17 protein-coding genes are annotated in these 12783 nt (G+C 68.7%); 10 read left to right on the top strand and 7 right to left on the bottom strand.

What is annotated here, in order from left to right:
• Window positions 1–21: 21 nt before the first annotated feature.
• Window positions 22–348 carry an acyl-CoA carboxylase subunit epsilon gene (locus tag MOM01_RS13685; RefSeq protein ID WP_241385970.1) on the top strand — a complete coding sequence of 109 codons (327 nt, stop codon included), beginning with the start codon at window positions 22–24 and terminating at the stop codon, window positions 346–348.
• Window position 349: 1 nt separating this feature from the next.
• A complete protein-coding gene (locus MOM01_RS13690; RefSeq protein WP_241385971.1) occupies window positions 350–1012 on the top strand; it encodes a Maf family protein in 663 nt (220 codons plus the stop codon).
• Here MOM01_RS13690 and MOM01_RS13695 read toward each other — a convergent pair.
• Entirely contained in the window at window positions 1009–1437 is a 429-nt protein-coding gene (locus MOM01_RS13695; protein WP_241385972.1) for a group III truncated hemoglobin, read from the bottom strand. The two genes, MOM01_RS13690 and MOM01_RS13695, sit on opposite strands and share 4 nt — an antisense overlap.
• A 62-nt stretch (window positions 1438–1499) precedes the next feature.
• On the opposite strand from MOM01_RS13695, the gene MOM01_RS13700 reads away from it, so the two are divergent.
• The 7 genes from MOM01_RS13700 (at window position 1500) to MOM01_RS13730 (ending at window position 7494) form a co-directional block, all read left to right on the top strand.
• Entirely contained in the window at window positions 1500–2393 is an 894-nt protein-coding gene (locus tag MOM01_RS13700; protein WP_241385973.1) for a sulfurtransferase, read from the top strand.
• Entirely contained in the window at window positions 2390–2803 is a 414-nt protein-coding gene (locus MOM01_RS13705) for a SufE family protein (RefSeq protein WP_241385974.1), read from the top strand. The genes MOM01_RS13700 and MOM01_RS13705 overlap by 4 nt, the downstream gene beginning before the upstream one ends.
• 7 nt (window positions 2804–2810) lie before the next feature.
• Window positions 2811–4247, top strand: a complete 1437-nt coding sequence (locus MOM01_RS13710; protein ID WP_241385975.1) for a condensation domain-containing protein — start codon at window positions 2811–2813, stop codon at window positions 4245–4247.
• Between the two features lie 121 nt (window positions 4248–4368).
• The gene (locus MOM01_RS13715) at window positions 4369–6159 is read left to right on the top strand and encodes an acetyl/propionyl/methylcrotonyl-CoA carboxylase subunit alpha (RefSeq protein ID WP_241385976.1); all 1791 of its coding nucleotides are present in this window, start codon (window positions 4369–4371) and stop codon (window positions 6157–6159) included.
• A 120-nt stretch (window positions 6160–6279) separates the two neighbouring features.
• Window positions 6280–6657 (top strand): DUF1707 SHOCT-like domain-containing protein, encoded by a 378-nt coding sequence (locus MOM01_RS13720; RefSeq protein WP_241385977.1) that lies wholly within the window; start codon window positions 6280–6282, stop codon window positions 6655–6657.
• 46 nt (window positions 6658–6703) lie between these two features.
• Complete coding sequence (locus tag MOM01_RS13725; protein WP_241385978.1) at window positions 6704–7132, top strand: DUF1707 SHOCT-like domain-containing protein; 429 nt, start codon at window positions 6704–6706, stop codon at window positions 7130–7132.
• A 65-nt stretch (window positions 7133–7197) separates the two neighbouring features.
• Window positions 7198–7494 carry a VanZ family protein gene (locus tag MOM01_RS13730; RefSeq protein WP_241386117.1) on the top strand — a complete coding sequence of 99 codons (297 nt, stop codon included), beginning with the start codon at window positions 7198–7200 and terminating at the stop codon, window positions 7492–7494.
• 33 nt (window positions 7495–7527) lie between these two features.
• Here MOM01_RS13730 and MOM01_RS13735 read toward each other — a convergent pair whose 3' ends face one another.
• The 3 genes from MOM01_RS13735 to MOM01_RS13745 all read right to left on the bottom strand — a co-directional run bounded on the left by MOM01_RS13735 (window position 7528) and on the right by MOM01_RS13745 (window position 10287).
• Complete coding sequence (locus MOM01_RS13735) at window positions 7528–8361, bottom strand: tyrosine-protein phosphatase (protein ID WP_241385979.1); 834 nt, start codon at window positions 8359–8361, stop codon at window positions 7528–7530.
• 58 nt (window positions 8362–8419) lie between these two features.
• Window positions 8420–9754 (bottom strand): L-lysine 6-transaminase, encoded by a 1335-nt coding sequence (gene lat / locus MOM01_RS13740; protein WP_241385980.1) that lies wholly within the window; start codon window positions 9752–9754, stop codon window positions 8420–8422.
• A gap of 68 nt (window positions 9755–9822) precedes the next feature.
• Window positions 9823–10287 (bottom strand): Lrp/AsnC family transcriptional regulator, encoded by a 465-nt coding sequence (locus tag MOM01_RS13745; protein ID WP_241385981.1) that lies wholly within the window; start codon window positions 10285–10287, stop codon window positions 9823–9825.
• 36 nt (window positions 10288–10323) lie between these two features.
• Here MOM01_RS13745 and amaB point away from each other — a divergent pair, with 36 nt between their 5' ends.
• Window positions 10324–11829, top strand: coding sequence for an L-piperidine-6-carboxylate dehydrogenase (gene amaB, locus MOM01_RS13750; protein WP_241385982.1), 1506 nt, complete (start codon window positions 10324–10326; stop codon window positions 11827–11829).
• Here the strand turns inward: amaB and MOM01_RS23440 are convergent.
• From MOM01_RS23440 to MOM01_RS13760, 3 genes are read right to left on the bottom strand one after another with little or no spacing between them, the layout of a single operon-like run.
• Window positions 11780–12058: a pyridoxamine 5'-phosphate oxidase family protein gene (locus tag MOM01_RS23440; RefSeq protein ID WP_374112302.1), complete on the bottom strand. Its 279-nt coding sequence runs from the start codon at window positions 12056–12058 to the stop codon at window positions 11780–11782. The two genes, amaB and MOM01_RS23440, sit on opposite strands and share 50 nt — an antisense overlap.
• Window positions 12010–12474, bottom strand: a complete 465-nt coding sequence (locus MOM01_RS13755; protein ID WP_241385983.1) for a hypothetical protein — start codon at window positions 12472–12474, stop codon at window positions 12010–12012. The genes MOM01_RS23440 and MOM01_RS13755 overlap by 49 nt, the downstream gene beginning before the upstream one ends.
• Window positions 12475–12512: 38 nt before the next feature.
• The gene (locus MOM01_RS13760; protein WP_241385984.1) at window positions 12513–12770 is read right to left on the bottom strand and encodes a DUF7218 family protein; all 258 of its coding nucleotides are present in this window, start codon (window positions 12768–12770) and stop codon (window positions 12513–12515) included.
• Window positions 12771–12783: the final 13 nt, after the last annotated feature.

Here is a 12783-nt window from a genome sequence, read left to right on the forward strand (position 1 = left end):
CGCGTATCCGGGGGGTGCCCTGTGACAGCGACGGCAGAGGACAAGATCATCACCGAACTCGAGGCCGACGACCGGTCCTCCACGGTCGAGGCTTCGGCCGCCGAACCGGCGACCGCGTCCGCCGAGGAGACCGCCGAGGCCTCCGAGACCGCCGCCGCGGTCCGCGTCGTCAAGGGCAACCCGAGCGACGAGGACATCGCCGCTCTCGTCACCGTTCTCGCCGCTGCCGCCGCATCGGCAGGGGACGAACCGATCGATACCAGGCCTCCCGAGACCTGGGGTGACCCGGCGCGGATGCACCGCCAGTGGGCGCCGTTCTCGCCGTATTCGTACCCGAATCGCGGCTGACATGCCTCGGCTCGTACTCGCCTCGGCTTCACCTGCCCGCCTCGCGGTCCTCCACGGGGCGGGCGTGAAGCCGCTGGTGCAGGTCTCGGAGGTGGACGAGGACGCCCTCGTCGCGTCCCTGCCGGCCGGCACTCCCCACGAGCGGGTCGTCACCGAACTCGCCCGGGCCAAGGCGACGGACGTTCTGCCCGTGCTGCGGGAACAGGGGCTGCGCGACGCGATCGTCATCGGCTGCGACTCGATGCTCCTGTTCGACGGTGCCCTGCAGGGCAAGCCCCGCACCGTCGAGGCGGCCCGGGAACGCTGGAAGACGATGGCCGGTCGCAGCGGTGAACTGCTCACCGGCCACGCGGTGCTCCGCGTCCGGGACGACGAGCTCGTCTCCGAGGCGGCCGACCACAGCGGCACGATCGTGCACTTCGGCACACCCACGGACGAGGAACTCGAGGCGTATCTCGACAGCGGCGAGCCCCTCGAGGTGGCCGGTGCGTTCACCCTCGACGGTCACGGCGGCTGGTTCGTCGACGGCGTCGAAGGCGATCCGTCGTCGGTCATCGGCATCGGTCTCCCGCTGGTGCGGCGTCTGCTCGCCGAGGTGGGCATCTCCGTGGCGCGGTTGTGGGCCGAGAACGCGGCCATCCCCGTCGAAGCGCTGGAGAACTAGCCCCGGGCCGATCGGGCGCTCTCGCCGTGCAGGCTCCTCTGCAACGACGTCACCATCGACTCGGCCTTCGCCTTCGCACGCTGCGCATCCACACCGTGGAACGATTCGTCCACGCTGTCGCACCACAACTGCAGCCACCGGTCGAAGCGCGCGGGAGTGAGCCCGTGGTGGTCGTGCAGGGCGCGGTGCACCGGTACGAACGCGCCGCGATAACGGGTCGTGCGGAACAGGATCTGTTCCCAGAAGTCCCCGACGACCCTCAGATGCTCGTCGAGCCCGACGATGCCGAGCACCTCGAAGACCGGTGCGAGCACCGAATCGTGTAGTGCACGTTCGTAGAAGCGCCGGACCAGCAGATCGATCTGTTCCCGCGACACGAGTTCCGTGCGGGCCGGTGGGCCGCCGTGGGTACTACTGCAGGTCACGCCCGCACACGGTACCGCCTAGAATCGACGACGCACCTGCCACCACAGCCTCAGGAGCCCATGTGCCCGTCGCACCCGATAGCAATCCTTCGTTCGCCGCCTACGCGGATCCCGGCCGTCTCGTCTCGACGGAATGGCTGTCCGCTCATCTCGGCCATCCCGAAGTGAAGGTCGTAGAGTCCGACGAGGACGTGCTGCTCTACGACGTGGGGCACATCCCCGGTGCCGTGAAGATCGACTGGCATCTCGATCTCAACGATCCCGTCACCCGCGACTACATCGACGGCGAACAGTTCGCGGCGCTCATGGACCGCAAGGGCATCCGGCGCAGCGACACCGTGGTGATCTACGGCGACAAGTCCAACTGGTGGGCCGCCTACGCCCTGTGGGTCTTCACGCTCTTCGGTCACGAGGACGTCCGGCTGCTCGACGGCGGGCGCGATGCGTGGATCTCCGAGAACCGCGACACGACCCTCGACATCCCGTCCACCACGACGAGCGGTTATCCGGTCGTCGAGCGCAAGGACGCACAGATCCGCGCGTTCAAGGACGACGTCCTCGAGCACCTGGGCACGGGCCCGCTGATCGACGTCCGTTCGCCGCAGGAGTACACCGGCGAGCGCACCCACATGCCGGACTACCCGGAGGAGGGCGCCCTGCGCGGCGGTCACATCCCGACGGCGGTGTCGATTCCGTGGGCGAAGGCCGCGGCACCGGACGGGCGTTTCCGCTCCCGCGCCGAGCTCGACGAGATCTACAGCGGTATCGACAAGGGCGCAGACGTCGTGGCCTACTGCCGCATCGGTGAACGGTCGAGCCACACCTGGTTCGTCCTGACCCATCTGCTCGGCTACCCGAAGGTCCGCAACTACGACGGTTCCTGGACCGAATGGGGCAACGCCGTCCGCGTGCCCATCGTCAAGGGCGACGAGCCGGGAGACGTTCCGGCCGCATGAGTATCCCTGCACCCCTCGCCGAGATCGTCGACGACTTCGCCGCCGTCGACGGTCAGAACAAACTGCAACTGCTCCTCGAGTTCAGCCGCGAGCTCCCCCCGCTTCCGGCCGAACTCGAGGAGGCGGCGATGGAACCGGTCCCCGAGTGCCAGTCGCCGCTGTTCCTGTCCGTCGACTCCTCCGATCGCGACCGCGTCCGGCTGCACTTCAGTGCCCCGGCCGAAGCGCCGACCACGCGTGGTTTCGCATCGATCCTGCACCAGGGGCTCGACGGTCTGAGCGCCCAGCAGATCCTCGACGTCCCCGACGACTTCTACTCCTCGCTCGGCCTGGCCGACGCGGTGAGCCCGTTGCGGTTGCGGGGTATGAGCGCGATGCTGGCGCGGATCAAGCGGCACCTCCGCACCTGACGCGCTCATGGAGTTCACCGAGCTGGCCGACTATCGGATCCACGCCGGCGTCCTGACGGAATGGCTGCCGTGCGCGGCCGAGGAAGACTGGAACGAGGATGCCCGTCCCGCCTCGTACATCCACGAAGCGCACCTGCGACGCACGCCCGGCAGCCGGCAGGGCGGTGGCCGGGAGTCGTGGCTCGGCACGGCCTTCGAGATTGCCGGGCCGCTCGACGCCGAGGCGTTCCTGCGGGCGCTGCACAGATGGATCGACCGGCACGAGCCGCTGCGCAGCCATGCCCGGCTCGCCGAGGAGAAGAGCGGAATTCTGGTGCGGCGCACCGCTTCTCCGGGGAAGATCTCGGTGCGGTTCATCCGGCACGAGGTCGCCGGCCCGGACACCATCCGCGAGCATCTGCTCGGCCTGTTCGACGACTACACGACTCCACACGTGTGGCCGCCCTACGTCTTCGCCACGCTCGAACCGGACGACGACTCACCGTCCGGTGCCGAGAACCGGTTCACCGTCTTCTTCGGTGCCGATCACTCCATCATCGACGGATACTCGGTGGTGCTCGTCGCGCACGAGATCTCGGCACTGTACGAGGAGGAACTCACCGGCCGCGCGGCCGACCTGTTCCCGGTGGGCAGTTACATCGATTTCGGTGCCGCCGAACGGGACGAGTCCGCACACCTCGACGACGATCACGAGGCAGTACGCATCTGGAGGCGAACCCTCACCGAGTGCGGCGGTGAGCCACCGGGATTCCCACTTCCCATCGGGCAGCGGTCCCCGCACGCGACACCGCAGCGGCGACTCGCCGCACGCTGGTTCGACGACGACGAGGCCACGGCCTTCTCGGCGCGCTGCCGCAGTGCCGGGGCCGGCTTCTTCGCCGGGGTACTGGCGTCTTTCGCGCGGGCGAGCGCCGACATCACCGGCGAGCGCCGGTTCCGGACGGTCGCACCCGCACACACGCGCGCCGGCCCGATCTGGGCGGGCTCTCTCGGCTGGTTCGTCGGCCTCCGGCCGATCGACCTGGATCTCACGGACACAACGGATTTCGCGTCGCTGGCGGGACGCGCGGCGGAGGAACTGCACCGCACCCGGGCGAGCGCGCGGGTCCCGTTCGTACGGGTGGGTGAGCTTCTCGGAGTCCCGATCCGCCCGCAGTTCGTCATCTCCTACATGGACGTGCGATTCGTCCCGATGGCGGCCCAGTGGCCCGAACGGAACGCCCGGGCCCTGCGCAGCCGCAGTTTCACCCACGATGTATACGTGTGGATCAACCGCACCCCCGAAGGGGTGAACGTCTCGGCCCGATTCCCGGACAACACCGTCGCGGGCGAGAACGTCCCGCGCCTTCTGGAACGGGCATGCGAGTTGATGCACGAGGTCGCAGCCGGCGGACCGTGGGCCGGACAACCGCAGGCCGGGGCGGTCCCACCTACCGATCGGTAGCATTGCGCGCTCGACGGTGCGCCGTAGTGTGTAGGGGCCATCCGGTTACATCGTCTATCCGATTGGCGCTTAGACTGCCCGTCGACGGAAATAACCTAACGATCGATCAACAGGAGGCTCCGTGCCCAGTCATGCCAGCGCGCAGATCACGAAGGTGCTCGTCGCGAACCGCGGCGAGATCGCTGTGCGGGTCATCCGAGCCGCCAAGGACGCGGGCTACGGCAGTGTCGCCGTCTACGCGGAACCGGACGCCGATGCGCAGTTCGTGAAGCTCGCCGACGAGGCGTTCGCACTGGGTGGCACGACTTCGGCCGAGTCCTACCTGGTGTTCGACAAGATCCTCGACGCCGCCGCCAAGTCCGGCGCCGACGCGATCCACCCCGGCTACGGCTTCCTGTCCGAGAACGCCGACTTCGCGCAGGCCGTGATCGACGCGGGCCTGATCTGGATCGGCCCCTCGCCGCAGTCCATCCGCGACCTCGGCGACAAGGTCACCGCGCGGCACATCGCGGAGCGCGCCAACGCGCCGATGGCAGCCGGCACCAAGGACCCGGTCAAGAACGCCGACGAGGTCGTCGAGTTCGCCAAGCAGTACGGCGTTCCGGTGGCCATCAAGGCAGCCTTCGGTGGCGGTGGCCGCGGCATGAAGGTCGCGCAGACCCTCGAGGAGATCCCCGAGCTGTTCGAGTCGGCCACTCGCGAAGCCGTCGCCGCCTTCGGTCGCGGCGAGTGCTTCGTCGAGCAGTACCTCGACAAGGCCCGCCACGTCGAGGCTCAGGTCATCGCCGACCAGCACGGCAACGTCATCGTCGCGGGCACCCGCGACTGCTCGCTGCAGCGCCGCTTCCAGAAGCTCGTCGAGGAGGCGCCCGCGCCCTTCCTGACCGACGAACAGCGCAAGCGCATCCACGAGTCCGCCAAGGCCATCTGCCGCGAGGCCGGTTACTACGGCGCCGGCACCGTGGAGTACCTCGTGCAGGGCGACACGGTGTCCTTCCTCGAGGTCAACACCCGCCTGCAGGTCGAGCACCCGGTCACCGAGGAGACCGCCGGTATCGACCTCGTGCGCCAGCAGTTCCGCATCGCCAACGGCGAGAAGCTCGAGATCACCGAGGATCCCACCCCGCGTGGTCACAGCTTCGAGTTCCGCATCAACGGTGAGGACGCCGGTCGCGGCTTCCTCCCCGCCCCCGGCCCGATCGCCGTCTACAAGGAGCCCACGGGCCCCGGCGTGCGCGTCGACTCCGGTGTCGTCGCAGGCGACGTCATCGGCGGCCAGTTCGACTCGATGCTCGCCAAGCTGATCGTCACCGGCGAGAACCGCGAGCAGGCACTGCAGCGTGCCCGTCGTGCCCTGGCCGAGTTCGAGGTCGAGGGCCTGGCCACGGTCATCCCCTTCCACCGCCACATCGTCGAGCATCCCGCCTTCATCGGCGACGGCGAGAAGTTCGACGTCTACACCAAGTGGATCGAGACCGAGTGGGAGAACACCGTCGAGCCCTACTCCGGTGGTGCCCCCGTCGACGACGAGGACGAGGCGCTGCCGCGCCAGAACGTCGTCGTCGAGGTCGGCGGACGTCGCGTCGAGGTGTCGCTGCCGGGCCAGTTCTCGCTCGGTGGTAACGGCGGTGGCGCCGGCGTCATCCGCAAGAAGCCCAAGCCCCGCAAGCGCGGTGGCGGCGGCGCCGGCAAGGCGTCCGGCGATGCGGTGACCGCACCCATGCAGGGCACCGTCGTCAAGGTCGCCGTGACGGAGGGTCAGGAGGTCGCCGAGGGTGAGCTGATCGCCGTGCTCGAGGCCATGAAGATGGAGAACCCGGTCAACGCTCACAAGGCCGGTGTCGTCACGGGCCTGTCGGTGGAGCCGGGTGCAGCGGTCACCCAGGGCACCGTGCTCACCGAGATCAAGTAACACGACTGCATTTCGGGTCCCCTGCATCGGTCACGATGCAGGGGACCCGCGTCGTTCCCGGGTACTCCCCGGCGCTGCAACATGTGCTCGCGCGAGACCGGCGGCTACTAGGCTGGATGCATGGCCGAACGCCCCGAGATCCGGATCGGCACCGCCGAGCGTGAGGAAGCGGTGTCGCTGCTCGGTGAGCACTTCGCCGCGGGCCGCCTCAGCCTGGCGGAGTTCGACGAGCGGGTCGCCCTGGCGACGCAGGCCACGATCCGTGCGGATCTCGTCCCCCTCTTCGCCGATCTACCCAGTGCGCCGGCCGTCGTGTCCTCGTCCGGTCCACGAGATCTGGCGGAGCAACTGATGACGCTGGTTCCGTTCGTACTCGTCGCGCTGCTCGTCATCGTCGTGTTCCGGCATCCGATCGCGCTGCTCGTTGCCGTCGGAGTGCTGTTCGTGGCCGGTCGGCGTGCCTACCGACTGCTCGGCGAGAGGCGGAGCCCGTCCTGACCCCTGTGCCTGTCGCCGCCGCGGTGGCGCGGACTAATCTGACCGCATGGCCGACTCCCCCGACATCCGCATCGGCAACGCCGAGCGTAGTGAGGCGCTGGATCTGCTCGGTGAGCACTTCTCACTCGGCCGGCTGACGCTGCCGGAGTTCGACGAACGAAGCGCCAGGGCATCGATGGCCACGACAAGGGGCGATCTCGCCGTATTGTTCGCCGACCTGCCCGGAACCCCCACGACCGCACCAGCGGTCACTCGGGACGATCTTCCCGTGATCACCGTGACGAAGCAGTCCGAGCGGTGGCGCGAGGTCGTGATGGGACTGACGCCGCTCGTCGCCCTGGTCCTGTTCTTCACATTCGACACCTGGCTGTTCTTCCTGCTGATCCCGGCGATGGGGATCGCCCTGTTCGCGGGCCGGGACGACGACGGGCACGACGCGGACGCCCGCGAGGGCGAGCGGAAGAGGCACGGCTGAACGTGGCTGCGCTCCTGCGGCACCGCGCGCTGCCCCTGATCCTCGCGGTCGTCGTCATCACCGCCATGCTTCTCTCCCCCGGCGGCACGGTGCCCAGTGGTCCACCGCACGCGGACAAGGTCACGCACGCGCTGATGTTCGCGGCGCTCGCGATCTGCTCACGGTACGCACGGATCCCGCCCGCTCTCACCGTCGTGTGGCTGGGCTTCTACGGAGTGCTCACGGAAGTGCTGCAGGCGACGGTCGCGGTGCGCCGGTCGGGTTCGTTCTGGGACTGGTGCGCCGATCTGTTCGGCGTGGTCGTCGGGATCGCGGTCTTCGCCGTGGTGCACCGGCGCTCGCGCAGAACCCTCCGTTCGTAGACCGGGCGAGTCTGCACCGGCGAGCCGTGGTGATCAGACCCTCGACGGCTCGGTGTCGACCAGTCGGGTCCGCAGCGCCTGCAGGCTGTCGTCGTCGAGCCCCAGACCCTCCGCGAAGTACTGCTCGATCGTGCCGTAGCGCGTGAGCGCCTCGTCGATCGCGACATCGAGATAGTCGCGCCGGACACCGAGCATCGGTTTCAGGATCTCGGGGTCGCCGCCGAGTTCGGCGAACCGTGCGAACAGTGCGTCGAACTGCGGGAGCAGCATGTCGTTGGTACGCAGATAGTCGGCGAAGACGTCGTCCTCGCCGGCACCGGCGAACAGGAGCAACGACGCCGCGGCCCAGCCGGTGCGATCCTTGCCCGCACTGCAGTGCACGAGGGCGGGAACCTCGCCGCGGGCGAGGCCCTCGGCGAGGGCGCGGTAGGACGCTGCCGCGCTCGGGAGCGCGACGAAATCGCGGTAGCTCTCCCGGAGGTACCGGGCCGCCCGCCCGTCGTCGAACGCTTCGGCGGCGAGGGCCGGGTCGGCGATGATCTCCGGCAGCGAGGCCGCGATGGACCCGCTCTGCCGGTCGGCGAGGACGTCGAGCCCGATATGCCGGGCGCCGTCGGGCACACGATCGGGGCGGCGTTGCTGTTCCTCGAGCGTGCGCAGGTCGAACACCGCCGTGATGTTCAAGGCATCGAGGGTTTCGAGGTCGGTGTCGGTCAGCCGGGACAGATCGGTCGAGCGGAAGACCACGCCGGTGCGGACCACGCCGCCGAAGGAACTCGGGCAGCCGCCGATGTCCCTCAGGTTGACCAGTGACGGAATCGCGAAGGATTCGCCACCGCTTACGGTCTCGTCGAGTGCGTCGGCCATATCCGACAAGCTACCGTCGCGCACCGCCGTGTGGTCGCGCGCCGCCCGATTCCGTCCCTCACCCGCACCGTGCGACCACCCGGTCGAGCGCATCGAGCGCCTCGTCGAGTTCGTGCGGGGTGACCGTCAGCGGAGGACGGAAGCGCACCCCTCGCCCACCCGTTCCGATCGCGAGGACGCGTTCGTCCTCGTACAGCCGCCGTAGCACCTCGTCGCGGAACTCGCGGGTCGGGAGCGTGAGGGCGCACATCAGCCCGCGGCCGCGCGGTTCGGTGAGCGCGGGTCGCCGGGCGGCGAGCTGCTGCAGCCCGGACAGCAGGTGGGCCCCGCTCAGCCGCGCACGGTCGACGAGCCGATCGCGTTCGATCACCTCGAGGATGCGACGTGCCCGCACCATGTCGGTGAGATTGCCGCCCCAGGTGGAATTGATCCGCGAGCTCACGGCGAACACGTTGTCGGGGATCTCGTCGACGCGCCCGCCGGCCATGATTCCGCACACCTGGGTCTTCTTGCCGAAGGCGACGACATCGGGCGTCACGCCGAGTTGCCGGTACGCCCATGTCGTGCCGGTCGTGCCGGCGCCGGTCTGCACCTCGTCGAAGACGAGCAGGGCATCGTTCTCCCGGCACAGCTGTGCCATCGCCCGGAAGAACTCCGGCCGGAAATGATGGTCGCCTCCTTCCCCCTGGATCGGCTCGGCGAGGAAGCAGGCGATGTCGTGTGGTCGCTCGGCGAAGGCCCGGCGGGCCTGTGCGAGGGCGTGCGCTTCGGCGGCGGCGACGTCCCGGCCGTCGGCGAGATAGGGGGCGTCGATCCGCGGCCAGTCGAAGGTGGGGAACCTCTCGGTCTTGACCGGGTCGGTGTTGGTCAGCGAGAGGGTGTATCCGGTACGGCCGTGGAAGGCTTCGGTCAGATGCAGGACCGAACCGCCGTGCGCCGCCCCGAGTCCACGGGATTCGCAGAGGCGGCTCTTCCAGTCGAAGGCGACCTTCAGCGCGTTCTCGACGGCGAGACCTCCGCCGTCGACGAAGAACAGATGCGGAAGTGCCGGATCGCCGAGGACGCGGGCGAACGTCCGGACGAAGCGTGCCATGGGCACGGTGTAGACGTCGGAGTTGCTCGGCTTGTTCGCCGCCACCGCAGCGAGTTCGGCCGCGATATCCGGGCCGGTGAGTGCGGGATGGTTCATTCCCAGCGGGGACGACGCGAAGAACCCGAACATGTCGAGATATTCGGTGCCGTCGCGCGCGTCGACGAGCCGCACCCCCCGAGAGCGTTCGAGATCGAGGACGAGGCCGAACCCGTCGGTGAGCATGTGGTGGCCCAGGATGTCGTGCACCCGGTCCGCGGGCAGATCGTCGGCACCGTCCGGGTTCCGGAACGCTGTGCTCATATCCCGTAAGGTACGCGACAAATAACTCTCGACAGGCGGTATTTCGGGAATACTTACACTTCGGATACTTATCGCTCGTAAAATGTCTGGAGCACGACGGTGCTGCGGGTCGCGACTCCGGCGGTGGTCCGGATCTCCCGCAGGAGCTGCTCGAGGGCACGCGGGGACTGGACCCGCACGAGGAGGACGTAACTTTCGTCGCCTGCCACCGAGTGACACGATTCGATCGCCTCGATGTGCCGCAGGCGGGCCGGGGCGTCGTCGGGTTGAGAGGGGTCGAGAGGGGTGATCGCCACGAACGCCGAGAGCATCAGTCCGAGCGCTTCGGGATCGATTCGCGCACTGTATCCACGGATCACATTGCGTGCTTCGAGTCGCCGCACCCGCGACTGGACGGCCGAGATCGACATGCCTGCCTTCTCGCCCAGAGCCGCGAGTGTGGCGCGGCCGTCCACGGCCAGTTCGCGCAGCAGCATCCGGTCGATGTCGTCCAGCGAGTCCTTCGACGATTCGTTCTTGGAGCAGTCCGGCATCAGCGCAGGCTATCCGAGCAGGAGGGGAGCCCACCGATGAATGCGGTCATCGATCTCGCCGACCGCGCCGCGACCGCACTGCGGCGCTGCGGAGCGGAACCGCACGGCGACGACGCTCCACTCGTCGTGACCAGCCCCATCGACGGCAGCGTGATCGCCCGAGTGCACACCTGCTCGCCAGGAGAGGTCGACGCCGCCCTCACCGCCGCCGCGCGCGCATTCGACCGCTGGCGCGAGATCCCGGCACCGGTGCGCGGACGCGTGGTCCGGCGTCTCGGGGAGCTGCTCACGCAGCACAAGGCAGACCTCGCCGAACTCGTCACTCTCGAGGCCGGAAAGATTCCGTCGGAGGCCGCGGGCGAGGTGCAGGAGATGATCGACGTCTGCGAGTTCGCCGTCGGACTGTCGCGGCAACTGTACGGGCGCACGATGCCCTCCGAGCGGCCCGGCCACCGGCTCATGGAGACCTGGCACCCCCTCGGTGTGGTCGGGGTGATCTCGGCCTTCAACTTTCCCGTCGCGGTCTGGTCGTGGAACACCGCGATCGCGCTGGTCTGCGGCGACCCGGTGGTGTGGAAACCGTCGGAGCTCACCCCGCTCACCGCGCTGGCCTGCGATGCGCTGGTTCGACGCGCAGCTGCCGACGAGGGCGCCCCGGACGGCCTGCATCATCTGGTGCTGGGCGATCACTCCGTCGGCGAGGCGCTCGTCGACGACCCGCGCGTCGCGCTGCTCAGTGCCACGGGGTCGACACGGATGGGCCGCTTCGTGGGACCGCGGGTCGCAGCGCGGTTCGGCCGCAGTCTGCTCGAACTCGGCGGCAACAACGGAGCGATCGTCACGCCGTCCGCCGATCTCGACCTCGCCGTCCGAGCCGTGGTCTTCGCCGCGGCCGGGACGGCCGGCCAGCGCTGCACCACCCTGCGGCGGCTCATCGTGCACCGCTCGATCGCCGACGAGCTGGTGGATCGGATCGCGGTCGCGTACTCACGTCTGCGCGTGGGCAATCCGTTCGACGAGGGTGTCCTGGTGGGCCCGCTGATCTCGGAGCGGTCGTACGAGTCGATGTGTGCGGCACTCGACCGCGCCCGGGCGGACGGAGGCAGGATCGTCACCGGTGGTGAGCGCGTGGACGTAGCGGGCGCGGGTGTCTACGTCTCCCCCGCGCTCGTACGCATGCCCGCGCAGACCGAGGTGGTGCGTGAGGAGACCTTCGCTCCGATCCTGTACGTCCTCGGTTACGACGATTTCGACGAGGCCGTGTCCGTACACAACGGTGTCCCGCAGGGCCTGTCGTCGTCGATCTTCACCCGGGACCAGCAGGAAGCGGAGCTGTTCCTGGCGCGGTCGGACTGCGGGATCGCGAACGTGAACATCGGCACCTCCGGCGCCGAGATCGGTGGCGCCTTCGGCGGGGAGAAGAACACCGGCGGAGGGCGCGAATCGGGTTCGGATTCGTGGAAGTCGTACATGCGGCGCGCGACGAACACGGTCAACTTCTCGGCCGAACTGCCTCTCGCGCAGGGCGTCGAGTTCGGGTGAACCCCGCGCGCACCGTGGCGTGGCCTCTCAGACGCAGCAGGTGACTCGAACCGCCCCGGGGCCCGGGCAGGTCGAGGAGCACCACGACGTCCGGATCCGCTTCCACATTGCGTACGACGACCGAACTCCGGTCCGTGCCGAGATGGATCCGGCCGTCGTGCAGGAGGAACCACAAGGGTGTCATCGCCGGCCGCCCCTTCGGCGTGAGGGTCGCCACGCGCGCGACCATCGACGACTCCAGATACACCCGCACGAGAGGGTCGTCGGGTGTCCTCCTTCCGGCTCCTCGTGGAGGGTTCCGTAGTCCCAGGCGGTTTCCCGCTCCGGACGGAAGACGAACCACGCGAGATCGTCCACCGCGCCGGGTGGGAGAGCCTGCGCGGGAGTCATGTGCCCTCGGCTGTTCACCGCGCGCAGTTCGAACCAGAACGACCCGTCGTCGAGGATCAGCGTGGTCCGGCGGACGTTCGCGTCGGCGGAAAGCGCGGTGGGGTCCAGTCCGACGAACAACTCCCCGTGCCGCAGCACCCGCGCGGGCAGGGCATCGATCCGCCCCGCGGTCGCGAAGGCGACGGCAGCCCGCCCGCGACGTTCCAGCTCGTCCGCGAGCGCTCCCGGATCGACCCGCTGGGTGATGCGGCCCATGTCCCCCTCCGCACGGAACTGCCGGTTGCGCCGCGCCGCTAGTGGTTGCGCAGCGCGTCGATCAGTTCGGACTTCTTCATGTCGGAGTATCCCGTCAGACCCAGTTCCTTCGCACGCTTCTTCAGGTCTGCCACGGTCCAGTCGTCGTAGGAGCCGGACTTGCCGCCTTTCTCGCCCACCTTCGACTTGCCCTGGCTCGCGGCCGCGTTGGAGATCCGGGCGGCCTTCTCCTTCGACGCACCGTCCTCGCGCAACTCCTCGTACATCTTCTCGTTCTTGATCGACGAATTCGGCATCACCTTCTCCTTT

Origin of the sequence: Rhodococcus sp. CH91 (genome assembly GCF_022554085.1) — a bacterium.
Classification (GTDB): Bacteria; Actinomycetota; Actinomycetes; order Mycobacteriales; family Mycobacteriaceae; genus Rhodococcus.